The organism is Pseudomonas japonica, from assembly GCF_013522925.1.
Classification (GTDB): domain Bacteria; phylum Pseudomonadota; class Gammaproteobacteria; order Pseudomonadales; family Pseudomonadaceae; genus Aquipseudomonas; species Aquipseudomonas japonica_A.
The window spans coordinates 130,219-156,414 of record NZ_JAAMQU010000007.1 but is presented as its reverse complement, the minus strand read 5'-3'; the positions used below and the strand labels follow the sequence as shown (position 1 = coordinate 156,414).

At 64.2% G+C, this 26,196-nt stretch carries 25 protein-coding genes; 7 read left to right on the top strand and 18 right to left on the bottom strand.

Going from position 1 to position 26,196, the window contains the following annotated elements; translation table 11 throughout:
• Positions 1-30: 30 nt before the first annotated feature.
• From fnr to ccoN, 10 genes are all read right to left on the bottom strand, one after another.
• A complete protein-coding gene (gene fnr / locus G7016_RS13255) occupies positions 31-765 on the bottom strand; it encodes a fumarate/nitrate reduction transcriptional regulator Fnr (RefSeq protein WP_181114905.1) in 735 nt (244 codons plus the stop codon).
• 131 nt (positions 766-896) lie between these two features.
• Positions 897-1,589 carry a sulfite exporter TauE/SafE family protein gene (locus G7016_RS13250; protein ID WP_181114902.1) on the bottom strand — a complete coding sequence of 231 codons (693 nt, stop codon included), beginning with the start codon at positions 1,587-1,589 and terminating at the stop codon, positions 897-899.
• Complete coding sequence (ccoS, locus tag G7016_RS13245; protein ID WP_181114899.1) at positions 1,582-1,758, bottom strand: cbb3-type cytochrome oxidase assembly protein CcoS; 177 nt, start codon at positions 1,756-1,758, stop codon at positions 1,582-1,584. The genes G7016_RS13250 and ccoS overlap by 8 nt, the downstream gene beginning before the upstream one ends.
• Positions 1,755-4,196, bottom strand: a complete 2,442-nt coding sequence (locus G7016_RS13240) for a heavy metal translocating P-type ATPase (RefSeq protein WP_181114889.1) — start codon at positions 4,194-4,196, stop codon at positions 1,755-1,757. The genes ccoS and G7016_RS13240 overlap by 4 nt, the downstream gene beginning before the upstream one ends.
• The gene (locus G7016_RS13235) at positions 4,193-4,729 is read right to left on the bottom strand and encodes a FixH family protein (protein WP_181114886.1); all 537 of its coding nucleotides are present in this window, start codon (positions 4,727-4,729) and stop codon (positions 4,193-4,195) included. The genes G7016_RS13240 and G7016_RS13235 overlap by 4 nt, the downstream gene beginning before the upstream one ends.
• A complete protein-coding gene (locus G7016_RS13230; RefSeq protein WP_181114882.1) occupies positions 4,726-6,075 on the bottom strand; it encodes a 4Fe-4S dicluster domain-containing protein in 1,350 nt (449 codons plus the stop codon). The genes G7016_RS13235 and G7016_RS13230 overlap by 4 nt, the downstream gene beginning before the upstream one ends.
• Positions 6,072-6,986: a cytochrome-c oxidase, cbb3-type subunit III gene (ccoP, locus tag G7016_RS13225; protein ID WP_181114880.1), complete on the bottom strand. Its 915-nt coding sequence runs from the start codon at positions 6,984-6,986 to the stop codon at positions 6,072-6,074. Before ccoP ends, G7016_RS13230 begins: the two co-directional genes overlap by 4 nt.
• Complete coding sequence (locus G7016_RS13220; protein WP_181114878.1) at positions 6,979-7,146, bottom strand: cbb3-type cytochrome oxidase subunit 3; 168 nt, start codon at positions 7,144-7,146, stop codon at positions 6,979-6,981. The genes ccoP and G7016_RS13220 overlap by 8 nt, the downstream gene beginning before the upstream one ends.
• A gap of 4 nt (positions 7,147-7,150) precedes the next feature.
• Positions 7,151-7,759, bottom strand: a complete 609-nt coding sequence (gene ccoO / locus G7016_RS13215) for a cytochrome-c oxidase, cbb3-type subunit II (RefSeq protein WP_181114875.1) — start codon at positions 7,757-7,759, stop codon at positions 7,151-7,153.
• Positions 7,756-9,198: a cytochrome-c oxidase, cbb3-type subunit I gene (gene ccoN, locus G7016_RS13210; RefSeq protein WP_181114873.1), complete on the bottom strand. Its 1,443-nt coding sequence runs from the start codon at positions 9,196-9,198 to the stop codon at positions 7,756-7,758. The genes ccoO and ccoN overlap by 4 nt, the downstream gene beginning before the upstream one ends.
• A gap of 198 nt (positions 9,199-9,396) precedes the next feature.
• Here ccoN and G7016_RS13205 point away from each other — a divergent pair, with 198 nt between their 5' ends.
• On the top strand, positions 9,397-10,056 hold the full coding sequence (locus G7016_RS13205; protein WP_308812167.1) for an alpha/beta family hydrolase: 660 nt from the start codon (positions 9,397-9,399) through the stop codon (positions 10,054-10,056).
• A 6-nt stretch (positions 10,057-10,062) separates the two neighbouring features.
• On the opposite strand, the gene G7016_RS13200 is transcribed toward G7016_RS13205, so the two are convergent.
• Both G7016_RS13200 and acnA read right to left on the bottom strand, forming a co-directional pair.
• Positions 10,063-11,628, bottom strand: a complete 1,566-nt coding sequence (locus tag G7016_RS13200; protein ID WP_181114869.1) for a methyl-accepting chemotaxis protein — start codon at positions 11,626-11,628, stop codon at positions 10,063-10,065.
• Positions 11,629-11,770: 142 nt separating this feature from the next.
• Positions 11,771-14,509, bottom strand: a complete 2,739-nt coding sequence (acnA, locus tag G7016_RS13195) for an aconitate hydratase AcnA (protein ID WP_181114866.1) — start codon at positions 14,507-14,509, stop codon at positions 11,771-11,773.
• Between the two features lie 234 nt (positions 14,510-14,743).
• Between acnA and rlmM the strand changes: the two genes are divergently transcribed.
• The 3 genes from rlmM to pdxB are packed head-to-tail and all read left to right on the top strand — an operon-like array spanning position 14,744 to position 17,311.
• The gene (gene rlmM, locus G7016_RS13190) at positions 14,744-15,799 is read left to right on the top strand and encodes a 23S rRNA (cytidine(2498)-2'-O)-methyltransferase RlmM (RefSeq protein ID WP_181114864.1); all 1,056 of its coding nucleotides are present in this window, start codon (positions 14,744-14,746) and stop codon (positions 15,797-15,799) included.
• Positions 15,800-15,842: 43 nt separating this feature from the next.
• Positions 15,843-16,097 carry a sulfurtransferase TusA gene (tusA, locus tag G7016_RS13185; RefSeq protein ID WP_181114861.1) on the top strand — a complete coding sequence of 85 codons (255 nt, stop codon included), beginning with the start codon at positions 15,843-15,845 and terminating at the stop codon, positions 16,095-16,097.
• A gap of 17 nt (positions 16,098-16,114) precedes the next feature.
• Positions 16,115-17,311, top strand: coding sequence for a 4-phosphoerythronate dehydrogenase PdxB (gene pdxB / locus G7016_RS13180; RefSeq protein WP_181114858.1), 1,197 nt, complete (start codon positions 16,115-16,117; stop codon positions 17,309-17,311).
• A gap of 8 nt (positions 17,312-17,319) precedes the next feature.
• On the opposite strand, the gene G7016_RS13175 is transcribed toward pdxB, so the two are convergent.
• The 3 genes from G7016_RS13175 to G7016_RS13165 form a co-directional block, all read right to left on the bottom strand.
• Positions 17,320-17,502 carry a PA1571 family protein gene (locus tag G7016_RS13175; RefSeq protein ID WP_181114855.1) on the bottom strand — a complete coding sequence of 61 codons (183 nt, stop codon included), beginning with the start codon at positions 17,500-17,502 and terminating at the stop codon, positions 17,320-17,322.
• 119 nt (positions 17,503-17,621) lie between these two features.
• Complete coding sequence (ppnP, locus tag G7016_RS13170) at positions 17,622-17,903, bottom strand: pyrimidine/purine nucleoside phosphorylase (protein WP_181114853.1); 282 nt, start codon at positions 17,901-17,903, stop codon at positions 17,622-17,624.
• Between the two features lie 63 nt (positions 17,904-17,966).
• Positions 17,967-18,524 carry an exonuclease domain-containing protein gene (locus G7016_RS13165; protein WP_181114850.1) on the bottom strand — a complete coding sequence of 186 codons (558 nt, stop codon included), beginning with the start codon at positions 18,522-18,524 and terminating at the stop codon, positions 17,967-17,969.
• 178 nt (positions 18,525-18,702) lie between these two features.
• On the opposite strand from G7016_RS13165, the gene G7016_RS13160 reads away from it, so the two are divergent.
• Positions 18,703-19,527 (top strand): substrate-binding periplasmic protein, encoded by an 825-nt coding sequence (locus G7016_RS13160; protein ID WP_181114847.1) that lies wholly within the window; start codon positions 18,703-18,705, stop codon positions 19,525-19,527.
• 6 nt (positions 19,528-19,533) lie between these two features.
• Here the strand turns inward: G7016_RS13160 and G7016_RS13155 are convergent, their stop codons facing one another.
• Both G7016_RS13155 and G7016_RS13150 read right to left on the bottom strand, forming a co-directional pair.
• Entirely contained in the window at positions 19,534-20,256 is a 723-nt protein-coding gene (locus tag G7016_RS13155) for a UDP-2,3-diacylglucosamine diphosphatase (protein WP_181114845.1), read from the bottom strand.
• Positions 20,253-20,756: a peptidylprolyl isomerase gene (locus G7016_RS13150; protein ID WP_181114843.1), complete on the bottom strand. Its 504-nt coding sequence runs from the start codon at positions 20,754-20,756 to the stop codon at positions 20,253-20,255. The genes G7016_RS13155 and G7016_RS13150 overlap by 4 nt, the downstream gene beginning before the upstream one ends.
• Positions 20,757-21,044: 288 nt before the next feature.
• Here G7016_RS13150 and G7016_RS13145 point away from each other — a divergent pair, with 288 nt between their 5' ends.
• Both G7016_RS13145 and cysS read left to right on the top strand, forming a co-directional pair.
• Positions 21,045-22,745 carry a glutamine--tRNA ligase/YqeY domain fusion protein gene (locus G7016_RS13145; RefSeq protein WP_181114841.1) on the top strand — a complete coding sequence of 567 codons (1,701 nt, stop codon included), beginning with the start codon at positions 21,045-21,047 and terminating at the stop codon, positions 22,743-22,745.
• 7 nt (positions 22,746-22,752) lie between these two features.
• On the top strand, positions 22,753-24,135 hold the full coding sequence (cysS, locus tag G7016_RS13140) for a cysteine--tRNA ligase (RefSeq protein WP_181114838.1): 1,383 nt from the start codon (positions 22,753-22,755) through the stop codon (positions 24,133-24,135).
• 90 nt (positions 24,136-24,225) lie between these two features.
• Here cysS and G7016_RS13135 read toward each other — a convergent pair whose 3' ends face one another.
• Positions 24,226-26,016 (bottom strand): sigma-54-dependent Fis family transcriptional regulator, encoded by a 1,791-nt coding sequence (locus G7016_RS13135; RefSeq protein ID WP_181114836.1) that lies wholly within the window; start codon positions 26,014-26,016, stop codon positions 24,226-24,228.
• Between the last annotated feature and the right edge of the window lie 180 nt (positions 26,017-26,196).

Below are 26,196 nucleotides of genomic sequence, written 5' to 3'. Positions count from 1 at the left end.
GTGATTATACCCGCCTGGTGCCGGTCATGGTCAGCCCTGCATCGCCCCGCCGCCCAACGCGCACAGTTCCGCAGGCTGCAGAATGCGTACTTCCTTGCCCTCGGCGACGATCAGCCCGCTCTGCTGGAAGCGGGTGAATACCCGCGACACGGTTTCCACCGCCAGCCCGAGGAAATTGCCGATGTCGTTGCGCGACATGCTCAAGCGGAACTGATTGGGCGAGTAGCCCCGGGCGCGGAAGCGCGCCGACAGGTTGATGAGGAACGTGGCGATCCGCTCGTCGGCGCTCTTTTTCGACAGCAACAGCATCATCTGCTGGTCATCGCGGATCTCGCGGCTCATCAGCCGCAGCAACTGGCGCCGTAGCTGCGGCAGTTGCGCGGCCAGGTCTTCCAGCCGATCGAAGGGGATTTCGCACACGGAGGTGGTTTCGAGCGCCACCGCCGACACCGGGTAATAATTGGTGTCCACGGCGCATAGCCCGACCAGCTCGCTGGGTAAGTGGAAGCCGGTGATCTGCTCTTGGCCGCCATCGCTGAGGTTGAACGTGCGCAGGGCACCGGAGCGCACCGCGTACAGGGCGCCGAAAGGATGGCCCTGGCGGAACAGAAACTCACCTTTCTTCAGCGGGCGGCCGCGCTTGACGATAGCGTCCAGCGCGTCCATGTCCTGCAGGTTCAGGGACAATGGCAGGCACAAGGGGGCCAGGCTGCAATCCTTGCAGTGCGCCTGATGGCCTGCCCCTTGTTTAAGTGGCTCGGACATCTTGAAATTCCTTGAATCACTTGTAAAACGCAAGGGTAACCGATTTTTTCTGGCGCAGGGGCAGGGCGGGCGTGCCCGGCCGCTGTTAGAGGATCCACGCTAACAGTGCAGCCTTCGCCTAGGAGCAACGCCTACCCAAGGCTAACCCGCGCCATCACCCAGTGTTGATGCGGCCCTGGCACGCTCCATAGCCCAAAGGCAATCACCAGCACGCCAGCGGCCATGCGCACCCCCCGGCGTCGCAGCCAGGCCAGCAAGGTATGGCTGGCCATGCCCGTGACGAACATCATCGGGCAGGTGCCCAAGCCGAACGCCAGCATGGCCAGGGCGCTCTTGAGCAGATCGCCCTGAGCGGCGCTCCATAGCAGGGCGCTGTATACCAGCCCGCATGGTAGCCAGCCCCACACCGCACCTAGTGCCATGGCCTGAGGTGTGCTGCGCGGTGGCAACAACCGCTGGCTCAGCGGCCGCAAATAACGCCATACCCCACGGCCCAGGGCTTCTACCCGGGTAACGCCGTGCCACCAGCCAGCCAGGTACGCGCCCAGGGCAATCAACAGCAGCGCCGCCAGAGTGCGCAGCAGGTTGAACGCAGGGCTGTGCGCCACGGCCATGCCAAGGCCACCAAAGGCCAGCCCGGCCAGGCCATAACTGCTGACTCGGCCCAGGTTGTAGCCCAGCAGCAAGGCGAGCCGAGGCGGCCGGCCAGGCGTGGCTGCGGTGGCAAGCGCGCCCATCAGCCCGCCGCACATGCCCAGGCAGTGGCCGCTGCCCAGCAAACCCAGCATGAAGGCCGTGGCCACAATGGAAACCATCTCAGTCATCGGGCGCCTCGCGGCGTCTCTGGGGGGTGCTGTCCTCGTCCATCAACAGGCGCCGCGCAGGCGAGTCCAGGTCGTCATACTGCCCGCTGTTCACGGCCCACACGAACAGCCACAGGATCGCACTGACGATCAACAATGCGGCGGGGATGAGGTAATACAGCGCGCTCATTCGGTGTGGCTCATGGGCGTGCTCAAGCGCAGGGCATTGAGGGTCACCAGTAGTGAACTCAGCGACATGCCTACGGCCGCCCAGGCCGGCGTGACCAGCGCCATGGCCGCGAACGGCAGCACCAGCCCGTTGTAGACGCTGGCCCAAGCGAGGTTTTGCACGATCACGCGCCGACAGCGGCGTGCCGTGCGCAGGGTGCTCACCACTGCGGCAAGCCGGTTGGTGAGCAATACCGCGTCTGCCTTCGTCCGCGCCAGGTCGGTCCCTTGGCCCATGGCGATTCCAACGTCTGCTTGTGCCAGCAACGGGGCGTCATTGCTGCCATCGCCCAACGCCAGCACGGTTCTTCCTTCGCTGTGCAGCCGCTCCAGCAGTTGCAGCTTTTGAGCGGGGAGCAAGCCACCGTACGCCTCGATGTGCAGGGCCTCGCTCAGCGACGCCACAGTGCCAGAACTGTCACCGGAGGCCACCAGCACGCGCCAGCCTCGGTGACGGGCGAACTTGAGCAGCGCCAGCGCGTCGTCGCGCAGGTGGTCGTCGAGGCCAAACCAGGCCAATGGGCCTTCGGTGTCGGCCAGCAAAAGCCATTGCCGCTCGCTGTCTGGGAGCGTGGGTTGCGTGCTGCCTGAAAGCGCGCTCCCCCAGTGCGCCGCGCCCAGGCGCAGCCGCCGCCCCTCGACCAAACCTTCAAGCCCCAGGCCCGGCACCGCCTGCACTGAATTGGCCAGCAGGGCAGCAGGTGGAAATGCCCGGGCCAGCAGATGGCCCGAATCCTGTTGCAGCGCACTGGCCAGGGCCAGGCATTCATTGTGCTGGCAAGCCCCCAACGGCTGAATGCTCACCAGCCGGGGCCGGCCTTCGGTGAGGGTGCCAGTCTTGTCCAGCAGCAGGGTATCGACCCGGTTCAGGGTTTCCAGCACATGGCCTTGGGTGACAAGCACGCCCTGTTGTTGCAGCGCGCCGAGTGCGGCGGCAAGGGCGGTGGGGGTGGCAAGGGACAGCGCGCAGGGGCAGGTAGCCACCAGCATCGCCAGTACTACCCAAGGGGCCTGGGTGGGGTCCAGCCAGCACCATAGGCCACCAAACAACGCAGCCGCGCAGAGCGAGGCGAGCATAAACCATCGCGCTGCCTTGTCAGCCAGGCGTACGAGGGCCGGCTTTTGGGCCTGGGCACGCTCCAGCAACCTGCCCATGGTGGACAGTTGGCTGTGATCGCCCACTGCCGTGACCCGTACACGCAGCCGTTGATCCAGGTTTACCGTCCCAGCGTTCACGCAATCCCCAGGCCCCCGAGCGCAGGGCTTGAACTCACCGGTCAGCAGGGCTTCGTCCAACCGGGAATGGCCGAGGAGGATGACACCGTCGGCGGCCACGGTAGCGCCCGGCGGTACCAGGATTTCGTCGCCCACCCTGAGCGCGCTCGTCAGCACCCGCTCACTGATCCCTTCATGCCCCAGGCGCAGGCAGCTGGGGGGCAACTGCTGTTCCCAGCTCACGGCCGCTTGAGCGGCGCGAGCCCGCACGCGATGTTCCAGGTAGCGCCCTGCCAGTAGAAAGAACGCAAACATCCCAACCGTATCGAAATACAGCTCGCCCTTGCCTGTCACGGCCGTGTAAATGCCGCCGCAGTAGGCCCCGCCGATGGCCAGCGCGACTGAAAGGTCCATGCTGGCCTGCCGGGCCCGCAACGCGCGGCAGGCGCCGTGGAAGAAGGGCGCGCAGCTGTAGAACACGATGGGTGTGGTGAGGAACAGCCCGACCCAGCGCAAAATGGTGTGCAATTGCGGGCTGAGCCCCAGGTTGAACTCTGGCCACGTCGCCATCGTGGCCATCATCACCTGAAACCACAGTATGCCCGCCACTCCCAAGCGTTTGAGCGCGGCTCGCGCTTCCACGGCCTGAGTAATGGCAGCCTCATCGGCACGCCACGGCCTGGCCTGGTAACCGATGCACTGCAGCTGGCGGAAAACGCGACTTAGCGGCAACGTTTGAGGGCGCCATACAAGGCTCAGGCGCCGGCTACTGACGTTGACCTCCGCCGCTTCAACGCCTGGCAACCCGCGTAGGCAGTGTTCGATCAGCCAGCCACAGGCGGCGCAATGCACCCCTTCGAGCGCCAGTGTGATACGGGCCGCGTTACCCGCCCCGCTGACGAATCCGTCAAGGGCGCCAGCGGCGTCAAGCGTGTCGGCATGATCGTCTGCATGAGGCGAGGGCATGAGGAGTGGCGAAGGCGGCTGGTCACGGTGCTCGTAATATTGCGTTAGCCCGGCCTGCGCGATGCTTTCAGCCACGCAACGGCAGGCCTGGCAACAGAACGCCTGGCGCTTGCCCAGCAGCTCGCTGGCGTGGCGGTCCAATATCGCCGCGGGCACTGGCGCCAGGCAATGAAAGCAGCTAACCGGCGCAGGGTCGCCGAGGCGGGCAGCGGCTGTCACGGCGCCAGGGCCCCGCTCAATGCATCATCGCCCAGGGTTACCGGGTGGTCGGGCACCAGCCATTCCTGTTCATAGATGCGCCAGGTGCCTTCGGGGCTCTCGCCCAGCAATTCCACCAGGCGGCGGCCGGTCACCTGGCCTTCGAACTGCCCGCGGTATTGAGTGATACCTCGGGCGGCGGAAGGGCCCCGCAGCAGTGCCAAGTGCAGGTCCCGCTCTGCCTGCGCAGGCGCAACAAGGTTGAGTGCCAGCCGCTCGGGCTTGCTGGCGCCCCGCAGCCGCAGGCGCACTTCGCCGGTCAGGCTGTCCAGTTCAAGCTCCGCGCGTTGGCCCAGCTTGCGGGCTAGCAGGTCTGCGCCAAGCTCGCGGTCGACGCCTTTACCAGCATCGCGGTAATGGTCATGCACCACTGCATCTTGCGTGTTGATGGCAAGCACCAGCAGGCCAATGCTTCCGGCTACCGAGCCGGCCAACAGGGCAACGATGAACCAGGGCCAGCGATGGCTGTACCAGCGGCTGGAAGCGTTTTTCATCGGGCCACCCCAGTGAACACGCTGGCGGCTCGCGCCTCGGGTAGCGCTGATGAACTCGCCTCGCTTACCTCGAAACTTACCGGCTGGTGGCTAGCACGAGCGTAGGGCAGCGCCAGGCTGATGGCTGCCGTGCGCTGCTCGCCAGGTGCCAGGCTCAACTGCGCTACGCCGCGCCAGGCGAACTCCGTGAGGCCTGTGGCCCTAAGCTGATAGTCGCGGGTATGCTGGCTCTTGTTCATCAGGGTAAGGCTGTATAGGTTTTCGATGTGCCCGTCTCCACGGTCCCGGTACAGCAGGCGGTCTTTGCTCACGGTGAGCGACACCAGCGGCCGGCTGGCCACCCCTTGAGCCAGAACGGCCAGGCTTGCCATCAGCGCAAGGCCGTAGCCCACCACCCGCGAGCGCCGTAGCGGGTGCCGTAGCGGGTGCCGTAGCGGGTCCCGTAGCGGGCCCAATGTAGGGCCTTTGGGGCGCCCGGAGGGGACGGTGCCGCGATAAGCCACCAGACCTTTCGCAAGATTCATTCTGGCCATCACCCCGTCGCACGCATCCACGCATGCGCCGCAGGCGATACAGGCGATCTGCACGCCGTCGCGAATGTCGATGCCGGTGGGGCACACCTGCACGCACAGCGTGCATTCCACACAATCGTTGCGATCACGGTCGTAGCTCACCACCGGCGTATGGGTGTCGAACATCACCGCCTGGAAGCGTGCATAGGGGCACAGGTAAACGCACAGGTGTTCCCGAAGCCAACCGGCATTGCCGTAGGTAGCCAAGGTGATACCGACCAGCCAGCCCAAGGTGGGCAGCCCGAGATTTCCGCCGTCCAGGGCTGGCAGCAGGGTGTGCAACGGTACGAACAGCGCCACTAGCGTAACCGCGGTCCAGCCGCTGACGCCAAGCCATAGCAAGTGTTTGGCCACTCGGCGCGCAGCCTTGTGCCGGCCATTGCGGCGGCCGCGCTCGGTCAGGCGTTCGCACCACGTGAATATCGCCGCCCATAGGGTTTGCGGACATGCATACCCGCACCACACTCGGCCAGCGATTACCGTGACGAAGAACAGCGCGAACGCAGCCACGATCAAGGTGCCGGCCAGCAGGTTCAGGTCTTCTGGCCAGAAGCTGGCGCCGAACAGGTTAAAGTGACCTTCCCTCAGGTTCAGCCACACCGCCTGCTCACCGTTCCAGCGCCACCAGGGCAGGGTGAAAAACACCGCTACCAGGCAGGCACCGATTACCTGGCGTAGGCGCGTGTAACGGCCATCCACCTTCCGCGGCAGGCGATTGCGCGGGCGCGACACGGGCGCAGCTTGCGTGATGTCTCGCAATGGCAGGCGGTTCATGGCGCGGGCTCGGTATCGGAGGGGGGTGGAGCTGGCTGGGCCAGGCTGTATACATAGGCGGCCAGCACCCGTACCCGGTCATCACCCAGCAACTGAGCCTGAGCGGGCATGTGCCCCTGGCGGCCTTCATGAATGCTGCGACGCACGTCTTCAAAGCCGGGTCCGTAAATAAACCCCTGCGCCTGGGTGAGGTCGGGCGCGCCCACGAGGGGGTTGCCGCGCCCGGCAGGTCCATGGCAGGCGACGCAACCCTGGGCATAGCGTGCTGCGCCATTGGCAGCGTTTGCCGCTTCGCCGTTGGGCACTGGGCGGCCATTGAGTTGCAACACATAGGCGGCGACGTCTCGCGTGCCTTGGTCACCTAACACGGCGCCCCACGCCGGCATCACACCTGTGCGGCCCTGGCCAATGCTGACAACGAGGGCCGCGGGGCCCGCGCCCCAGCGCCACAGGCTATCGGTGAGGTCAGGATAGCCAGGGGCCCCCTTGCCATCGGCGCCATGGCAAAGCGCGCAATTGCTGGCAAACAGCCGAGCGCCCATGGCCAGTGCAGGCGCGTCCTTGGCTATGGCTTCAATTGGCATCGCCTTGAAGCGTGCGTACAGCGGGCCATACGTCTGCCGTGCCTGCGCCTGCTCCGCTTGCCACTGCCCGGCGCTGGTCCAGCCCAGCAGCCCGCGCCAGTTGCCCAGCCCGGGATAGAGCGCCAGGTACAGGGCGGCGAACACCAAGGTGGCGATGAACAGCCAGCGCCACCAATGCGGCAGGGGGTTGTCGTGTTCCTCGATGCCGTCGAAGCGTTCGTGCTCCACCGAACCCCGGCCGTGGCGCGTGGCCCATAACAGCACGCCCAGCGCCGCGAGGGTGCCTAGGGTAAAAACGCTGATGTACAGGCTCCAGAAGCTACTCATCGGCCTGCTCGCCGTGGCCGTGGGGTTCGTCCGCGAAGGGTAGCGCGGCGGCTTCGTCGAAGGCCGCGCGGCGCTTGCCGCTCCAAGCCCAACTGAACAGCGCCACAAAGCCGAGCAGTACGATCAAGGTGCCGAGGCCACGCAGGGTGCCGATATCCATCGAGTCACTGCCCTGCCTTGATGGCCGTGCCCAGGCCCTGCAGGTAGGCGACCAAGGCGTCCATTTCGGTCTTGCCCCGCACCGCTGCCTCGGCCCCGGCAATTTCCGCATCGGTATAGGGCACCCCAAGCGCACGCAGGGTTTGCAGCTTGCTAGCGGTGTGGCGGCCGTCCACCGGCGTTTGCGCCAGGAAGGGGTAAGCCGGCATCACGGATTCGGGCACCAGGCTGCGTGGGTCCAGGAGGTGGGCCACATGCCAGGCATCGGAATAGCGCTTGCCCACGCGGGCAAGGTCCGGCCCGGTACGCTTGGAACCCCACAAGAAGGGGTGGTCCCAGGCGCTTTCACCGGCGAGGGAATAGTGGCCGTAGCGTTCGGTTTCCGCGCGCAACGGGCGGATCATCTGGGAATGGCAGCCCACACACCCGTTGGCGATGAACACGTCCCGGCCTTCCACCTCCAGCGCACTGCGTGGGCGCATGTCCGCCAAGGGCTTTGTGGTCACGTCCTGGAAAAACAGCGGCACGATCTGTGTGAGGCCGCCCACGCTGATCGCCAGCACCATCATCAGCGCCATCAAGCCGATATTTTTTTCGAGGCGGGCATGGTTCACTGCGCGGCCCCTTCAGGCACGGCCGCTGCGCGCTCGGCCTCGGCCGGGGTACTGGCGCGGATGGTCCGCCAGAGGTTCCAGGCCATTACCAGCATACCGCTGGCGAAGCAGGCGCCACCGAGCAGGCGCACCACATACCCGCCCCGGCTGGCCACCACCGTCTGCACAAAGCTGTAGGCCAAGGTGCCGTCGTCCAGCACGGCTCGCCACATAAGGCCCTGGGCCAGGCCGTTGGTCCACATGGCGGTCACGTAAAGCACCGTACCTGCGGTGGCCAGCCAGAAGTGCGCATGGATGGCCGTGAGGCTATGCATGGCCGGGCGGCCGAATACCCGCGGCGCCATATGGTAAGTGGCGCCGATGGTGATCATCGCCACCCAGCCCAGCGCGCCAGCATGCACATGGCCGATGGTCCAGTCGGTGTAGTGGGTGAACGCGTTCACCGTCTTGATGGCCATCATCGGCCCCTCGAAGGTGGACATCCCGTAAAACGCCAGCGCCACCACCAGAAATCGCAGGATCGGGTCGGTGCGTAGCCTGTCCCAGGCGCCAGCGAGGGTCATCATGCCGTTGATCATGCCGCCCCAGCTGGGCACCAGCAGGATCACCGACATCACCATGCCCAGGCTTTGCGCCCAATCGGGCAGGGCGGTGTAATGCAGGTGGTGCGGGCCCGCCCAGATGTACAAGGTAATCAGCGCCCAGAAGTGCACGATGGACAGCCGATAGGAATACACCGGTCGATTCGCCTGCTTGGGCACGAAGTAATACATCATCCCCAGAAAGCCGGTGGTGAGGAAAAACCCCACGGCATTATGGCCGTACCACCACTGCACCATGGCATCGGTAGCACCGGCATACACCGGGTAGGACTTGAACAGGCTCACTGGCAACGCCAGGTGGTTGATCACATGGAGGATCAGCATCACCACGATGAACGCGCCGTAGAACCAGTTGGCTACGTAGATATGCCGAACCTTGCGCGCCCGGAGGGTGCCGAAGAACACCCAGGCGTAGGCCGCCCACACCATCGCCAGCAATAGCGCGATGGGCCATTCGAGTTCGGCGTATTCCTTGCTGGTGGTGTACCCCAGCGGCAAGGTTACCGCCGCAGCGATCAGCACGGCCTGCCACCCCCAGAACACGAATTGGGCGAGGCCGTCAGAGATCAGCCTGGCCTGGCAGGTGCGTTGCACCACGTACAACGAAGTGCCGAACAGCGCGCAGCCGCCGAAGGCGAAAATCACCAGGTTGGTGTGCAACGGGCGCAAGCGGCCGAACGTGGTCCAGGGGAGGTTTAGGTTCAACGCGGGCCATACCAGCTGCGCGGCGATGAGCACGCCCACGGCCATGCCGAGAATGCCCCAAGCCACGGTCGCCACGGTGAACTGGCGTACCACCCGGTAGTTATAGGCCGCGCTGGGCGGTGCTGTGCTCATGTCAGGGTCCACTGTCGGTCTCGGGCAGCGGGCCGCAGTGTGGGGGAAGCCGCTTCGCTGTGCAATGCGACCGGCGGTCTCGGTCAAGCCATCATCATGGGTTTCCACCCTGTGGGATCCGGCGCAGCCGGGGAACGGTCAAATGGCACTTTCTGCCCGCTTCGGGCACAGTCGGGCTTTGCCTGGGAGGAACCGAACGTGAGCGATGAATGGGCGGAACGGGTCCGCGATAACGGTTGGTTGTGGGACAGCGCCACGGGGGAGGCCAGCGAGGACGAGCGCACGTGCCTGATCCTGGCCCACGGCGCGGGGGCGCCCATGGACAGCCCGTTCATGAACACCATGGCGGGCTTGCTGGCCAAGGGCGGCATAGATGTGTTGCGGTTCGAGTTCCCCTACATGGCCCAGCGCCGCGTGGACGGCGGCAAGCGGCCACCCAACCCGCAAGTGCGCTTGCTGGAAAAGTGGCGCGAGGTGTACGCACTGGCCCGCACCCAGGTGCCCGGGCGGCTGGCCATCGGCGGTAAATCCATGGGCGGGCGCATGGCCAGTTTGCTGGCCAACGAATTGGGCGCCGATGCCCTGGTATGCCTGGGTTATCCGTTCTACGCCGCCGGCAAGCCGGAAAAGCCGCGTACCGAGCACCTGGCAGACTTGCAGGTACCTACGTTGATTCTCCAGGGCGAACGCGACGCTTTGGGTAACCGCGCTACGGTAGAGGGCTATACGCTTTCGCCCGCCATCGAACTGTACTGGCTACCCGCTGCGGACCATGACCTCAAGCCGCTGAAAAGCTCCGGGTTTACCCATGAGCAACACCTGGAAGCCGCAGCGGACCGGATTTGCGCGTTTTTGTAGTGCCCGTTACCGGTTGAAGCGCTCTACCAGCGAGTACTGGCTTGCCGCGGTCTGGGTCAGGGCTTCGCTCAGCAACGCAGTGCTTTGGGCTTTGCCGGAGGTTTGATCGGCCAGCTCGGCAATGGTGGTGATGTTGCGGCTCACTTCCTCGGCGACCGAGCTTTGCTCCTCCGTCGCGGCGGCGATCTGCGTGGCCATGTCAGTAATGTTGGCCACCGCTTCGCTGATGCCCACCAGGGCCTGGTCGGCTTCCATTACCCGCGCCACGCCTTCCTGCGCCTGGCGGTGGCCGGCCTCCATGGTCTGCACGGCGGCCGTGGCGGTGTGTTGCAGCTTGGCGATCAGGCTGTGGATCTGCCCGGTGGATTCGGTGGTGCGCTGCGCCAGTTGGCGTACTTCATCGGCCACCACGGCGAACCCGCGGCCCATCTCGCCCGCGCGGGCGGCTTCGATGGCGGCGTTGAGCGCCAGCAGGTTGGTCTGGTCGGCGATGCCTTTGATCACGTCCACCACGCCGCCGATTTCGTCACTGTCCTTGGCCAGGCGAGTCACGGTCTGGCCGGTTTCGCCCACCGAGGCGGACAGGCGCTCGATGGCTTCGCGGGTTTCCCCGGCTATGTCACGGCCACGGCTGGTAAGCTGATTGGCTTGCTGGGTTGCGTCGGCGGTGCGCTGTACGTGGTTGGCCACTTCCTGGGTGGTGGCGGCCATCTGGTTGACCGCGGCGGCCACCTGCTCGGTTTCAGCTTTCTGCCGGTCCAGGCCCTCGGAGCTTTCATGCGCCAGGCTATCGGCTTCCCGAGCCTGGCCCTTGAGGTGCTCGGCGGTGTCCTGCAGGCGGGTGAGGCAGGTTTTCAGGCGTGCTTCCTGGCTCAGCATGGACATCTCCAACTGGCCCTGAACGCCACGGCTGTCGGTGTACATCTGCGCGATCAGCGGGTCGGACGTGGTTTGCTCGGCCAGTTGCAACAGGCGCTTGAGGCCACGCTGCTGCCAGCTCAAGCCCAGCAACCCAAGCGGGACCGACAGTGCTGCAGCCAATGCGAAGCCCCAGCCAGTGTTCAGCCACAAGCCGATCAGGAAGCCGATCTGGCTGACCAGAATAAAGGGCAGCCAGTCCCGCACCACGGGCGCCCAGCGCTCCACGGCAGCCACTGCCGGCTTGCCGGCGTTCAGGCGCGCATACAGAGCCTGGGCGCGGCGGATCTGCTCGGCCGTCGGTTTTACCCGCACGGATTCATAGCCCACCACCTGGCTGTTCTCCAGCACTGGCGTGACGTAAGCGTTCACCCAGTAGAAGTCGCCGTTCTTGCAGCGGTTCTTCACGATGCCCATCCATGGCCGCCCGCTCTTGAGGGTTTGCCACATGTGCTCGAACACCGCCGACGGCACGTCGGGGTGACGCACCAGGTTATGCGGCGCGCGGATCAATTCCTCGCGCCCGTACCCGCTGATCTCGACGAACGCATCGTTGCAATAACTGATCATCCCCTTGGTATCAGTGGTAGAGATCAACCGCTGATGGGCCGGGAAGGTACGCTCACGCTGAGTGACGGGCTGGTTGTTGCGCATGGGTGGCAGGTTCCGCTGAGTGCTTTTGCAGGGTTTCGGCGGAACCCGCAGATAGTTTAGGGTTATTTGAGGGTCAGTAGAATTGCGGGAACGTGCCCGGCCCCTGATCTACAGGGGCTCGAGCGTTAGGAGCCGGCGCAGGTCAGGCAATCAACTGCCGCAGCACGTAGTGCAGAATCCCCCCGGCCTTGAAGTATTCCACTTCGTTAAGGGTATCGATCCGGCACAGCACTTCCACATCGGTTTGCTCGCCCGTGGTGCGGGTGATGCGCAAGGTGAGGTGCATGCGCGGGGCGAGGGTGGCGCCGGTGAGGCCGAGGATGTCGAAGCGTTCGCGGCCGGTAAGGCCCAGCGTCTTGCGGCTTTGCTCGGAGAGGAACTGCAGCGGCAGCACGCCCATGCCCACCAGGTTGGAGCGGTGAATGCGTTCGAAGCTTTCGGCGATCACGGCTTTTACGCCCAGCAGGTTGGTGCCTTTGGCGGCCCAGTCGCGGCTGGAGCCAGTGCCATACTCCTGGCCGGCGAGAATCACCAAGGGATTGCCGGCGGCCTGGTAGCGCATGGCCGCGTCATAGATCGCCAGCTTCTCTCCGGTCGGGATGTGAATGGTATTGCCGCCTTCCTCGCCGCCCAGCATCTCGTTGCGAATGCGGATATTGGCGAAGGTGCCGCGCATCATCACTTCGTGGTTGCCACGGCGTGAGCCATAGGAGTTGAAATCCTTGGGTTCCACGCCTTTTTCCCGCAGGTAACGCCCGGCAGGGCTGTCAGCCTTGATATTCCCGGCGGGGGAGATGTGGTCGGTGGTCACGGAGTCGCCCAGCACCGCCAACGCATACGCGCCGTTCACGTCCGCAATCACTGGCAGCGGGCCGGCGATGTCTTCGAAGAAAGGCGGGTGCTGGATATAGGTGGAATCCTCCTGCCACACGTAGGTCGCCGCTTGCGGCACTTCGATGGCTTGCCACTGGGCGTCACCGGCGAACACTTCGGCGTATTCCTTGTGGAACATGGCAGTGTCCACCTTGGCCACGGCCTCGGCGATTTCCTTCTGGCTCGGCCAGATGTCGCGCAGGTACACCGGTTTGCCGTCTGGGGTGGTGCCCAACGGCTCGCTGGAAATGTCGATGCGCACGTTGCCTGCCAAGGCATAGGCAACTACCAGGGGCGGAGAAGCCAGCCAGTTGGTTTTAACCAAAGGGTGTACGCGGCCTTCGAAGTTGCGGTTGCCGGAGAGGACCGAGGCCACGGTGAGGTCCGCCTGCTGAATGGCCTTCTCGATGGGCGCGTCCAGCGGCCCGGAGTTGCCGATGCAGGTTGTGCAGCCGTAGCCCACCAGGTCGAAGCCCAACTGTTCCAGGTAGGTCAGCAAGCCAGCGGCCTTGTAATAATCGGTCACCACCTTGGAGCCGGGCGCCAGTGAGGTTTTCACCCAGGGCTTGCGGTTAAGGCCTTTCTCCACGGCCTTTTTGGCCAGCAAACCGGCTGCCATCATCACGCTGGGGTTGGAGGTGTTTGTGCAGGAGGTGATCGCCGCGATCACCACCGCGCCGTGCTTCAGCGCATAGGTGTGCGTGCCGTCGCTGTATTCAGCTTCGCCTGCCTGGTCGGCATTGCCCACGGCCACGCCGCCACCGCCTTCGCTTTCCAGCCGGCCTTCCTCCTTGTCGGCGGGCTTGAGCTGCAACCCGATGAAGTCATTGAAGGCCTGGCTTACCTTGCCCAGCGGCACCCGGTCCTGAGGCCGCTTGGGCCCGGCGAGGCTGGATTCCACTTCATTCATGTCCAACTCTAGCTGGGCGCTGAACACCGGTTCCTGGCCCGGCAGGCGCCACAGGCCTTGCGCCTTGCAGTAGGCTTCAACAAGTTGCACGGTTTCCTCGGGTCGGCCCGACAGGCGCAGGTAGCCCAGGGTAATGTCGTCCACCGGGAAGAAGCCGCAGGTAGCGCCGTACTCGGGCGCCATGTTGGCGATGGTGGCGCGGTCCGCCAACGGCAGCTCGGCCAGCCCGTCACCGTAGAATTCCACGAACTTGCCAACTACACCCTTCTTGCGCAGCATCTGGGTCACGGTCAGCACCAGGTCGGTGGCGGTGATGCCCTCGCGCAGCTTGCCGGTAAGTTTGAAGCCCACCACCTCGGGAATCAGCATGGACACCGGCTGGCCAAGCATGGCAGCTTCTGCCTCGATACCGCCCACACCCCAGCCGAGCACGCCCAGGCCGTTGATCATGGTGGTGTGGGAGTCAGTGCCCACCAGTGTGTCCGGGAAGGCGTAGGTGCGGCCGTCTTCTTCGCGGGTCCACACGGTGCGCCCCAGGTACTCCAGGTTCACCTGGTGGCAGATCCCGGTGCCCGGCGGTACCACGCTGAAGTTGTGGAACGCGCTCTGGCCCCAGCGCAGGAAGGCGTAACGCTCGCCGTTGCGCTCCATTTCAATGTCGACGTTTTCGCCAAACGCCTCGGCGCTGCCGTATCGGTCCACCATCACCGAATGGTCGATGACCAGGTCTACCGGAGACAGCGGGTTGATGCGCTGCGGGTCGGCGCCGGCCTTGGCCACGGCGGCTCGCATGGCAGCCAGGTCTACTACGGCGGGCACGCCGGTGAAGTCTTGCATCAGTACCCGCGCCGGGCGGTACTGGATTTCGCGGTCCGAGCGCCGTTCTTTAAGCCAGTCAGCCAAGGCGTGCAGGTCGGCCGAGGTGACGGTGGCGCCATCCTCCCAGCGCAGCAGGTTTTCCAGCAGCACCTTCAGGGACATGGGCAGCTTTTGAAGGTCGCCCAGCTGCGCGGCGGCGGCTGGCAAGCTGAAATAGTGATATTCACGGTCGCCGACCTTGAGGGTCTGCAGGGTTTTCAGGCTATCGAGGGAGGGCATGTAAAGGGTCTCCTGACGGCCCGCACGGCACGGGCCATTGGCTGAGCTTCTTTGCACTGGACTTTCCCGGCGGCTCGGGGGTTCCCATGCGTTTGCCATGGGAATTGTGCAGCGCTCGAACGGTAGCAACCCAACGGCCCACGGCGGGCGCGGCTGCGCTATCATCCGCGGTTTGTCGCGCCACCCCTCGATCGATGCAGGGGCTACCCGAACGGCGTGACTTGCGGAGTGTAGATGAATACCTTGTTGTTCCACTGCCGCCCTGGTTTCGAGGGCGAGGTGTGCGCCGAAGTCAGCGAACACGCGGCCACCCTGAATGTACCCGGCTACGCCCGCGCGAAGCCGGCCAGCGCCTGCGCCGAATTCATCTGTACCGATGCCGACGGCCCGGCGCGCTTCATGGCGCAGTTGCGCTTCAGCGAGCTGATTTTCCCTCGCCAATGGGCACGCGGCCAGTACGTGGCACTGCCGGAAACCGACCGTATCAGCGTATTGCTCGAAGCGCTGAAGGATTACCCCACCTTCAGCAGCCTGTGGCTTGAAGTGCTGGACACCAACGACGGCAAGGAGCTGTCCACGTTTTGCCGCAAGTTCGAAGCGCCGCTGCGCAAGGCGCTGGAAAAGGCCGGAAAGCTGCGTTCTGGCCCGCCAGGCGCCCGGTTGCTGCTCACTTTCATCAGCGGGCGCCAGGTGTTCGTAGGCGTGGCCGACGAGCAGAACAGCGCGATGTGGCCCATGGGTATCCCACGCTTGAAGTTCCCCCGCGAGGCGCCCAGCCGCTCTACGCTCAAGCTCGAAGAGGCCTGGCACCACTTTATTCCCCGCGACCAGTGGGACGAACGTTTGCACAGCGACATGACCGCCGTGGACCTGGGCGCGGCGCCCGGTGGCTGGACCTGGCAACTGGTGAACCGCGGGATGCTGGTTACCGCCGTGGATAACGGACCCATGGCTCAAAGCCTGATGGACACCGGGCTGGTGCGCCATTTGATGGCGGACGGCTTTACTTACGCACCGCGGCCACCCGTGGACTGGATGGTGTGCGACATCGTGGAAAAACCTGCCCGCAACGCGGCATTGCTGGAGACCTGGCTGGGGGAGGGGCATTGCCGCGAGGCAGTGGTGAACCTCAAACTGCCAATGAAGCAGCGGTACGCCGAAGTGCGTCGGTTGCTGGAGCGGATTCGCGAAGGCTTCAAGGCCCGGCGTATAAATGTGGCCATCGGCTGCAAGCAGCTGTACCACGACCGCGAGGAAGTCACCTGCCACCTGCGCCGGCTCGATCGCTGATGCGCGTGCCCCTTGATCCACTGGCTTGTCTTAAGAGGTAACCATGCCCGAAGCCCTTGAACACCTGAACGTAGATGCCGTGCTGGACGCCACCGGCCTCAATTGCCCGGAGCCGGTGATGATGTTGCACCAGCACGTGCGCGACCTGCCCGCAGGCGGGCTGCTTAAAGTCATCGCCACGGACCCGTCTACCCGACGTGACATTCCCAAATTCTGTGCTTTTCTCGAACACGAACTGGTTGGCCAGGACGAAACGGCCGGCACCTACCTCTACTGGATTCGCAAGAAGGCGCAGTAAGCGCCCATAGGCCCCCCATGCTGATCGTGGCAGACGAAAACATTCCCCTGGTCGATGCCTTCTTCCAGGGCTTTGGTGAAATCCGCCGGTTGCCTGGGCGCACGCTCAGCGCCGAGGCCGTTCGCGACGCCGATGTGCTGCTGGTGCGCTCGGTAACCGCGGTGAACCGGGCGCTGCTCGAAGGCAGCAAGGTCCGCTTTGTGGGCACGTGCACCATCGGCACCGACCACCTGGACCTGCCGTTCCTCGAAGCCGCAGGCATCCACTGGGCGAGCGCGCCAGGCTGCAATGCCCGTGGCGTGGTGGATTATGTGCTTGGCAGCCTGTTTACCCTGGCCGAACTGGACGGCGTGGCGCTGCCCGAGCGGCGCTACGGTATCGTTGGTGCGGGCCAGGTGGGCGGCCGGCTGGCAGCGGTGTTGCGCGGCCTGGGCTGGGATGTGCGGGTGTGCGACCCGCCCCGGCAGGCTGCGGAAGGGGGCGACTATTGCAGCCTGGAAGAAATCATCGAGCAATGCGACGTGATCAGCCTGCACACCCCGTTGACGCGAACCGGGCCGTACCCCACTTGGCACCTGTTCGATCGTGAACGCCTTGAGCGCCTGCGCCCGGGTGCCTGGCTCATCAATGCAGCGCGGGGCCCGGTGGTTGGTAACGAAGCGCTGAAAACCGTATTGCTGGCCCGTGACGATCTTCAGGCTGTGCTGGATGTATGGGAACAGGAGCCCGCCGTGGACCTTGCCCTGGCCGACCTGTGCGTACTGGCTACGCCGCACATCGCCGGTTACAGCCTGGAAGGGCGCCAGCGCGGTACGGCTGCTATCTATCAGGCGCTGTGTGCATGGCAAGGCGTGCCGGCGCAGGTGTCGCTGGACGCATTGCTGCCTTCGCCAGCACTGGCGAGCATTACGTTGGACGGCCGCGCCGACCCGGCCTGGGCGCTGGCGATGCTGTGCCGAGCGGTGTACGACCCCCGCAGCGACGATGCAGCCTTCCGGCGTAGCCTCAGTGACGACCCGGCACACCAGCGCGCAGCGTTCGATGCCTTGCGCAAGGCCTACCCGCCGCGGCGGGAAATCAACGGGTTGAACGTGCGGATCAACGGCGAGGCGCCGCTTTTGCGCCAGTACGTGATGGCCCTGGGCGCAAAGCTGGAGGGCTCAGATCAGCCTGTAGGACCGGGCGCGCAGCCCGGGAATGATCTCCAGGGCTGAATGGAGCGTCAACCCGCAGCCTGAGCATCCTGCCTGCGGGAAGTCTCCAGCGCCTGGCACGCTTCGCGCACCATACCCTCGGTAATGGGGATTTCCCGACCGGCCTCATCGATGATGGCGCCACCTACCCGGTGATGCTCAGGCAGCGGTTGTTGATCGGGAGAAACTTCGGCGGCGTGTTGTGGGCTCATGCGCAGGTCCTCATAGGCTTGGCGGTTTGAATACACTGGGCCAGCTGCGTGACCCTCCGGTTACACGCCAGCCCAGGCAGCAGACTTTTACCTTGCGCATGAGTTCCCCGAGGGGGAACTCAGCGGTATTCGCAGAGGTAAGCGGTTTCGCTGGCGACCTTGAGCTGGAATTTGCTATTGGCGGGCACATTGAACTGGCTGCCGGCCTCGAAGGTTTCCCACTCGTCGCTGTCAGGCAGTTTCACGGTAAGCGCGCCGGACACCACATGCATGATTTCCCGTTGCGCCGTGCCGAATTCATATTCGCCCGCAGCCATCACGCCAATGGTGGCCGGACCTTCAGCGGTTTCGAAGGCAATGGATTTCACGGTGCCGTCGAAGTACTCGTTGACCTTGAACATGGGGCGATCCTCTCGCTTGGGGCTAAAAACGGTGTGCCAGTATGCCCAAGCGAGCCGGGGGCGTCATCCGCTTTTGTACTGTTCGGGTAACGCCAGGGGCAGCAGGCGAGCCGTATTGCGTGCGTCTTCGAGCGCGCGATGCTGGCTGCCCTGGAACTGCAGTCCGGCCAGCTGAAGGGCGCCGTTGAGCCCGGTCGGTCGGGGAAGCTGGCGAGCCTTGGCAAAGCGCTGCTTGAGGTTCACATGGGGCACACTGGCAAGCCGGCTGGCCAGGTTGTATTCGCGCCAGGCCAATACAAACTGCTGCCGGTCGTAGTCTCCCCAGCTGGCCCATCCCGCCAGGGACGCGGGCATGCGGCCCAGCCAGCGCTCGAACTGTGCCCATACCTGCGGCAACGGTTGGGCCCCGTCGATATCGGCCTGGGTGATATGTGTCAGCTCCCGGCAAAAGGACGTGAGCAAGGGCCTGCGTTGAGGGCGAACGAACCGCTGGAACTGGTCCAGTTCGCGGCCGTCGCGGTCGACCAGGCAGGCGCCGATCTCGATGATTTCCATTTCCTCGACCGGCCAGCCACCCTCGTCGGTGGTGGCTTCCAGGTCAATGACCAGCCAATGCGGCATACGTGGCCCCTTGAATAGCGTTCAAGGCTAGAGCCTAGCCAAGCCGGGAAGGTTCCGATACCCGCTCAAGGGTGCCCATGGGGTGATAAGCCACAATCCAGGCGATGAACAAGGCCGAAGTTGTTTGTGCGGGTGAAAACGCCTAGCTTATGTCGATTATCCAGTTGGAGCGTCCGCCTTGTTCTTCACGCCCTCGCGGGCCGCCCTCGCGTTCGCGACCTGGTTCGCTGCTCTTTGCCCAGGCCCGGCAGCCCAGGCTCAGGAGGTTGTGAAAGTCGCCGCGGCGCACTTTCCGCCCTACACCGTACATCCTGAAAGCGGGGCCGACACGGGCTTGCTGCCTGACCTTGTGGCGGCACTGAACCGTGTGCAAGGCCGCTACCTGTTCACATTGGTGCCTACGTCGCTGCCGCGCAGGTTTCAGGACCTGCGTCAGGGGCGGGTGGACATGGCCATCTTCGAAAACCCTCGATGGGGTTGGGAGGCTACGCCCCATGTTGCCGTGGACATGGGCCTGGAGGACGCCGAAGTGTTCGTAGGCCGGCGCATGGACGGCCGCGACGATCGGTATTTCGCGACCCTGGCCAATAAGCGTATGGCCCTGTACAGCGGCTATCACTATGCGTTCGCCGGTTTCAATGCCGAGCCGGAGTACCTGGTCAGCCATTATCGGGCGACCCTGACGTACTCACACGACAGCAATCTGTTGATGGTGGCGCGCAACCGAGCGGACATCGCGCTGGTTACCCGCTCCTACCTCACCGGCTTTTTCGAAAAATACCCTGAGCTGAAGGCTTCACTGCTGGTGTCTCAACGCACGGACCAGGTCTATCATCACTATGCGCTGTTGAGGCCAGACGGCCCGATCACCGGCGACGAACTGGCGGGCTATCTGGAGCAGTTGCATGCCAGTGGCGAAATGAAGCGGCTGTTCGCCCCGTACAACGTGGACGTGCTGCCTCGGGTAGACGGCACCGCGGTGATCGAGCACCGGGTGCCGTAGCGGCGCTCAGCCCAGCTCGAAGGCTTCGAGCCGCGCGCCTTCGCGGTCCCATTCCAGCACCCAGCCCTGGCGGTCCCAGTCGCCCAGCACAATTCGCCGCGCTGGCGCCTCGCCCACCTGAAGCTTGTGTACCGCCGGGCGGTGAGTATGGCCGTGGATCAGGGTGGTCACGCCGGCCTGGCCCATGACGCGGGGTACTTCGTCGGGTGTAACGTCGACGATGTCGCGGGCTTTCATGCGGGTATGCGCCTTGCTTTCGTTGCGCAAACGGCGGGCGAGCCGCTGCCGCCAGCCCACCGGCAAATGTCGCAGCGTCCACAGCGTGAGCGGGTTGCGTAGTACACGGCGCAGCTTGAGGTAGCCTTCGTCGCGGGTACACAGCAGGTCGCCGTGCATCAGCAACACCTCTTCGCCGTCCAGGTCGATCACGCAAGGGTCGCTGAGCAGGGTGCAGCCGGCGGCCTGGCAGAATGCTTCGCCAATCAGGAAATCCCGATTGCCATGCATCAGGTACACCTGGGTGCCGCTGTCGGTCAGCTCCCGCAGGGCGCGGCAAATGCTGGCCTGGTAGGGAGACATGGCGTCGTCGCCGATCCAGGCCTCGAAAAAGTCCCCGAGGATATAGAGCGCGCGAGCAGCGCGGGCACGGCCCTCGAGGAAGTGCAAAAACGCCCGGGTGATGTCCGGGCGTTCTTCTTGCAGGTGCAGATCAGAGATCAGCAGTATCACTCGATGATCTCGGCTTTCTCGATGATCACGTCTTCTTTCGGCACGTCCTGATGGCCAGCCTTGGAGCCTGTGGCAACGCCCTTGATGGCATCGACCACGTCCTGGCCTTCGATCACTTCACCGAACACGGCGTAGCCCCAGCCCTGGGTGGTAGGCGCGGTGTGGTTGAGGAAGCTGTTGTCGGCCACGTTGATGAAAAACTGCGCGGAGGCCGAGTGCGGCTCCATGGTGCGGGCCATGGCAACGCTGTACTTCTTGTTCGGCAGGCCGTTGTTGGCTTCGTTCTTGATGGGCGCGCGCTTGTCGGTCTTTTCTTTCATGCCAGGCTCGAAGCCGCCGCCCTGGATCATGAAATTGCCGATCACACGGTGGAACACGGTGTTCTCGTAGTGGCCGGCCTTTACGTATTCGATGAAGTTGGCAACGGTGCCAGGGGCCTTGTCTGCGTTGAGCTGCAGAACGATGTCGCCGTGGTTGGTGGACAGTTTGACCTTGGACATACAAATTCACTCTTGTCAGATATTCAAGTGGCGCCACGGTTTTAGGGTAGCGGCCTGTTAGTGCCTTGAAAGCATCAGCTATGATACGGGCTTTGTTTTAGGCTTTACACGAAAAGTGGCTGCGCTCGTTCATGCGGCGTCAAAAACCGGCTCGGAATGCTCATTTACAACCAGTAAACTGGATCGCCAGCCCGGTCCGCATTCTCGCCGGCTTTTTCCTTGCCTGACCTTCGCTCGCCGACTTTTCATGCAAACCCTAACTGGCTTACACCGTATTTGAAGGATTCCATGACCAAGCCTACCGCCGACAACGCTTCGACCGCCGCCGCCAAGGCTGAGCCTGTAGTTCCGGCCAACTTCCTGCGCCCGATCATGCAGGCCGATCTCGAGGCCGGCAAGCACACTGCCATCGTCACGCGCTTCCCGCCGGAGCCCAACGGTTACCTGCACATTGGCCATGCCAAGTCCATCTGCGTGAACTTCGGCCTGGCCGAGGAATTCGGTGGCAGTTGCCACCTGCGTTTCGATGACACCAACCCGGCCAAGGAAGACCAGGAATACATCGACGCCATCATGGCGGACGTGAAATGGCTGGGCTTCCAGTGGGCGGGCGAGGTGCGTTACGCCTCCAGCTACTTCGACCAGCTGCATGCCTGGGCGGTGGAACTGATCAAGGCAGGCAAGGCTTATGTGGACGACCTCACGCCCGAGCAGGCCCGCGAATACCGTGGCAGCCTCACCGAGCCGGGCAAGAACAGCCCCTTCCGTGAGCGTTCGGTAGAGGAAAACCTCGACCTGTTCGCCCGCATGAAGGCCGGCGAATTCAAGGACGGCGAGCGCGTACTGCGGGCGAAGATCGACATGGCTTCGCCCAACATGAACCTGCGCGACCCTATTCTTTACCGCATCCGCCATGCGCATCACCACCAGACCGGCGACGCCTGGTGCATCTACCCCAACTACGACTTCACTCATGGGCAGTCCGACGCGATCGAAGGCATCACCCATTCGATCTGCACCCTGGAGTTCGAAGGCCATCGGCCGCTGTACGAGTGGTTCCTGGAGAACCTGCCGGTGCCGAGCAAGCCGCGCCAGTATGAATTCTCCCGGCTGAACCTGAACTACACCATCACCAGCAAGCGCAAGCTCAAGCAACTGGTGGATGAACAGCACGTGCGCGGCTGGGATGACCCGCGTATGTCCACGCTGCAGGGCTACCGCCGCCGTGGCTATACCCCGCAGGCGATTCGCAACTTCTGCGAGATGATCGGCACCAACCGTTCCGACGGCGTGGTGGACATGGCCATGCTGGAATTCAGCATCCGCGAAGACCTGGACCGCACCGCGCCACGCGCCATGTGCGTGCTGCGCCCGCTGAAGGTGACCATCACCAACTACCCCGAAGGCCAGCAGCAGATGCTGGAACTGGCGCGCCACCCCAAAGAAGACATGGGCGTACGCCAGTTGCCGTTCGCGCGGGAGCTGTACATCGACCGTGACGATTTCATGGAAACCCCGCCCAAGGGCTACAAGCGTTTGGAGCCGGGTGGCGAAGTGCGCCTGCGTGGCGCCTACGTGATCCGTGCCGACGAAGCGGTGAAAGATGCCGACGGCAACATCGTCGAGCTGCTGTGCTCGTACGATCCCGACACCCTGGGCAAGAACCCCGAGGGCCGCAAGGTGAAGGGCGTGATCCACTGGGTACCGGCCGAGGCCAGCGTGGAATGCGAAGTGCGCCTGTACGACCGCCTGTTCCGTTCGGCCAACCCGGAAAAATCCGAGGAAGGCGGCAGCTTCCTGGACAACATCAACCCGGATTCGCTGCAGATCCTCACCGGTTGCCGCGCCGAGCCGTCGCTGGCCCAGGCACAGCCCGAGGACCGTTTCCAGTTCGAGCGCGAAGGGTACTTCTGCGCCGACCTGAAAGACACTCAACCGGGCAAGCCTGTATTCAACCGTACCGTGACCCTGCGTGACTCCTGGAGCTGATGCCGCCGTGCTGAACATCTATAACACGCTGACCAAGGCCAAGGAGCCGTTCAAGCCACTGGATGGCAACAAGGTGCGCATGTACGTGTGCGGGATGACCGTGTACGACTACTGCCACTTGGGGCACGGCCGCAGCATGGTGGCGTTCGACCTGATCACCCGCTGGCTGCGCTACAGCGGGTACGACCTCACCTACGTGCGCAACATCACCGACATCGAAGACAAGATCATCAACCGGGCCAACCAGAACGGCGAGCCCTATGATGCCCTGACCGCGCGCATGATCGATGCGATGCACGAGGACGAGCGCCGGCTGAACATCCTGCCCCCGGATCAGGAGCCACGCGCCACCGATCACATCCCTGGCATGCAGGCGATGATCCAGACCCTGATCGACAAGGGCTACGCCTACGCACCCGGCAACGGCGACGTGTACTACCGCGTGGGCAAGTTCCAGGGCTACGGCAAGCTGTCGCGCAAGCGCATCGAAGACCTGCGCATCGGCGCTCGCATCGAGGTGGAGGAGGCCAAGCAGGACCCGCTCGACTTCGTGCTGTGGAAAGCGGCCAAGCCGGGTGAGCCTAGCTGGGAGTCCCCGTGGGGCCCCGGCCGGCCGGGCTGGCACATCGAATGCTCGGTGATGTCCACCTGCTGCCTGGGTGAAACCTTCGACATCCACGGCGGCGGCAGCGACCTGGAGTTCCCGCACCACGAGAACGAGATCGCCCAGAGCGAGGCCGCGACCGGCAAGCCCTACGCCAATGCCTGGATGCACTGCGGCATGATCCGCATCAATGGCGAGAAGATGTCCAAGTCGTTGAACAACTTCTTCACCATTCGCGATGTGCTGGAAAAGTACCACCCAGAGGTAGTGCGTTACCTGCTGGTGGCCAGCCACTACCGCAGCGCCATCAACTATTCCGAAGACAGCCTGCGCGACGCCAAGAGCGCGCTGGACCGCTTCTACCACGCGCTCAAGGGCTTGCCGGCCAGCGCGGCGGTGGGTGGCGAGGCATACGTGGAGCGGTTCGCTGCCGCCATGAACGACGACTTCAACACCGCCGAAGCCTGCGCGGTGTTGTTCGACCTCGTGCGCGAAATCAACCGCCTGCGTGACACCGACGCCCAAGCCGCGGCTGGGCTGGCCGGGCGTTTGCGTGAACTGGGTGATCTGCTGGGTGTGCTGCAACTGGACGCCGAAGCCTTCCTGCGCGCCGATGCCGAAGGCCGTGTGGATGCCGCTGAGGTGGAAACGCTGATCCAGGCAAGGCTTCAGGCCCGTACGGACAAGAACTGGGCCGAATCCGACCGCATTCGCGATCAGCTCACTGCCATGGGCGTGGTGCTGGAGGATGGTAAAGGCGGCACCACCTGGCGGTTGGCGGACTAAGGCCTCGTTCGCGAGCTCCGCCTGCGGCTTCGCTTGCTCCTGCAAGGGCCGGTGCAGTCTAGCCGAGCATTGGGAAGCGGCGGCGCCGGTCTACGGTCCTGCGCCCTCCGCCGGCCAGGCGCCTGCGTTCATCTCGCGCAGGCGTTTGTACACGGTGTTGCGGCTTACGCCCAGCCGGCGTGCTACCTGCGAAATATTGCCGTCGGTGGCCCGCAGCAGGGCGTTGATGTCCTGGGCGGGCACCTCCACTACCCGGGGTGATGGCGCAGCTTCGAAGGGGGCGAGGAGGGTATCGGGCAAATGCTCCGGTTCGATCCTGGCGTCGTCTGCCAAGGCCAGCGCCACTTGAATCACGCTGCTCAACTGGCGCAGGTTGCCGGGCCACGGGTGGTTCATCAGCGCCTGCAGCGCCGCGTCACTGAAACCGGCGCGTTGCTCGGGCTGCCGGTGCTGTTCCCAGATAGCGTGAATCAGTTCAAGGCGGTCGCTGCGTTCGCGCAGTGGGGGCAGCCTCAACGTACAGCCCGCAATGCGGTAGTACAAATCTTCACGGAAAGTGCCCTCGGCCACGGCTTGCGCCAGGTCCCGGTGGGTGGCGCAAATCACCCGCACATCCACCGCTACCGGATCGCCGCTGCCCAAGGGTTGAATGCAGCGCTCCTGGAGCACGCGCAGTAGCCGCGCCTGGGTGGGCAGCGGCATGTCGCCGATTTCGTCAAAAAACAGCACGCCTTTGTCCGCCTTGCGGATCAGCCCTGCATTGCCTTTCTGGTTCGCACCCGTGAATGCGCCTTTTTCATAGCCGAACAGTTCGGACTCCACCAGCTCCATCGGGATCGCCGCGCAGTTCACCGCGATCAGCGGTTGGCTGGCGCGGGAACTGGCAGCATGCAGCGCCTTCACCAGCACCTCTTTCCCGGCGCCGGTTTCTCCGCTGATCAGCAGCGGAATATCCCGTTCGAGCATGCGCAGGCCTTTATTCACCAATGCTTGTTGTTCGCTGGGCGAGGCGGTTGCATGGGGCGTGGGGCTCGTGGGCGGGTTCAGCAGGCATTGCAGGCGGCTGCGGCCGGCGGCAAGCAGGGGAAACGGAAGTTGGGCAGGCCGGGCCGCCAGGTCTGCCAGGCTGGTTCGGAACAAGGTCTCGATTGGCAGGTTTCGAGGATCCTTGCCCAGCAGCGTGTCTGCCCGTCGGTTGGCGGCAATCACCTGGCCTCGAGGGTTCACCACAACCACGCCCGCCCAGGGGCTGTCCAGGTTGTTGCGCGCCGTATTGAACACCAGCCGGTGGTAGCCCCCGGCGAAGCGGGCCTCCAGCAGGGCGTTTTCCAGCGCTTGCGCCATCATCTTCACGGTGCCCAGAGTATGCGAAGGCGGCAGGAAGCTATCGCTGGACAATCCCAGTACCCCCACCAGGCGCCGGTCCGCATCGTACACCGGCGCGGCGGAACCGCTCATGAACCGGTTGGCCGCCAGGAAGTGCTCGTCGTGTTCCACGTGCACCGCCTGGCCGCAAGCGAGCGCCGTGCCCAGGGCGTTGCAGCCCACACGGGCCTCGCTCCAATCAGCGCCCTCCATGAAAGCGCGGGCCTGTACTGGCTCAAAGCGCGGCGTGCCCCAGCTGCGTAACAGCCGACCGTGTTCATCGGCCAGCACCAACAGCGCCTGGATGGGCGCCAGTACCTGGCCATACATCGGTAGCAGTTGGGTATCGGCGATACTTAGCAGTTCGTTCCGGCGCACCCGCCATTGCTCAACGGTAGCGGGCGGCGGCGTGCCGTGGTCAGGGGCATCCTGCGCGTGAAGTCCAGCGGCGACAGAGCGCGCCCAGGCTTCGCGGATGGCTTGTTCGTGAACGATGCCGTGGCTGCTTGCGGACATTGCGCTGCCCTTATGGTTATTTTTGTTCACCCAGTGTTGTTCAAACCTGAACCTTGTCAACACTTCGGGTGTTCAATTGTTCAGTCCTGGCTGTTCATTTTTGTTCAGTTGCGAACCTTCAGGCGCAGCGGCGGGCCCTGGATCGGGGCTTTCTGGAAAATGGCACGGATGTGGCTATAG

Coding starts and splice junctions, on each gene's coding strand:
- fnr (WP_181114905.1), bottom strand. CDS start 765: ATGTCCGAGCCACTTAAACAAGGGGCAGGCCATCAGGCGCACTGCAAG.
- G7016_RS13250 (WP_181114902.1), bottom strand. CDS start 1,589: ATGACTGAGATGGTTTCCATTGTGGCCACGGCCTTCATGCTGGGTTTG.
- ccoS (WP_181114899.1), bottom strand. CDS start 1,758: ATGAGCGCGCTGTATTACCTCATCCCCGCCGCATTGTTGATCGTCAGT.
- G7016_RS13235 (WP_181114886.1), bottom strand. CDS start 4,729: ATGAAAAACGCTTCCAGCCGCTGGTACAGCCATCGCTGGCCCTGGTTC.
- G7016_RS13230 (WP_181114882.1), bottom strand. CDS start 6,075: ATGAACCGCCTGCCATTGCGAGACATCACGCAAGCTGCGCCCGTGTCG.
- ccoP (WP_181114880.1), bottom strand. CDS start 6,986: ATGAGTAGCTTCTGGAGCCTGTACATCAGCGTTTTTACCCTAGGCACC.
- G7016_RS13220 (WP_181114878.1), bottom strand. CDS start 7,146: ATGGATATCGGCACCCTGCGTGGCCTCGGCACCTTGATCGTACTGCTC.
- ccoN (WP_181114873.1), bottom strand. CDS start 9,198: ATGAGCACAGCACCGCCCAGCGCGGCCTATAACTACCGGGTGGTACGC.
- G7016_RS13200 (WP_181114869.1), bottom strand. CDS start 11,628: ATGCGCAACAACCAGCCCGTCACTCAGCGTGAGCGTACCTTCCCGGCC.
- acnA (WP_181114866.1), bottom strand. CDS start 14,509: ATGCCCTCCCTCGATAGCCTGAAAACCCTGCAGACCCTCAAGGTCGGC.
- rlmM (WP_181114864.1), top strand. CDS start 14,744: ATGAATACCTTGTTGTTCCACTGCCGCCCTGGTTTCGAGGGCGAGGTG.
- tusA (WP_181114861.1), top strand. CDS start 15,843: ATGCCCGAAGCCCTTGAACACCTGAACGTAGATGCCGTGCTGGACGCC.
- pdxB (WP_181114858.1), top strand. CDS start 16,115: ATGCTGATCGTGGCAGACGAAAACATTCCCCTGGTCGATGCCTTCTTC.
- G7016_RS13175 (WP_181114855.1), bottom strand. CDS start 17,502: ATGAGCCCACAACACGCCGCCGAAGTTTCTCCCGATCAACAACCGCTG.
- ppnP (WP_181114853.1), bottom strand. CDS start 17,903: ATGTTCAAGGTCAACGAGTACTTCGACGGCACCGTGAAATCCATTGCC.
- G7016_RS13165 (WP_181114850.1), bottom strand. CDS start 18,524: ATGCCGCATTGGCTGGTCATTGACCTGGAAGCCACCACCGACGAGGGT.
- G7016_RS13150 (WP_181114843.1), bottom strand. CDS start 20,756: ATGTCCAAGGTCAAACTGTCCACCAACCACGGCGACATCGTTCTGCAG.
- G7016_RS13145 (WP_181114841.1), top strand. CDS start 21,045: ATGACCAAGCCTACCGCCGACAACGCTTCGACCGCCGCCGCCAAGGCT.
- G7016_RS13135 (WP_181114836.1), bottom strand. CDS start 26,016: ATGTCCGCAAGCAGCCACGGCATCGTTCACGAACAAGCCATCCGCGAA.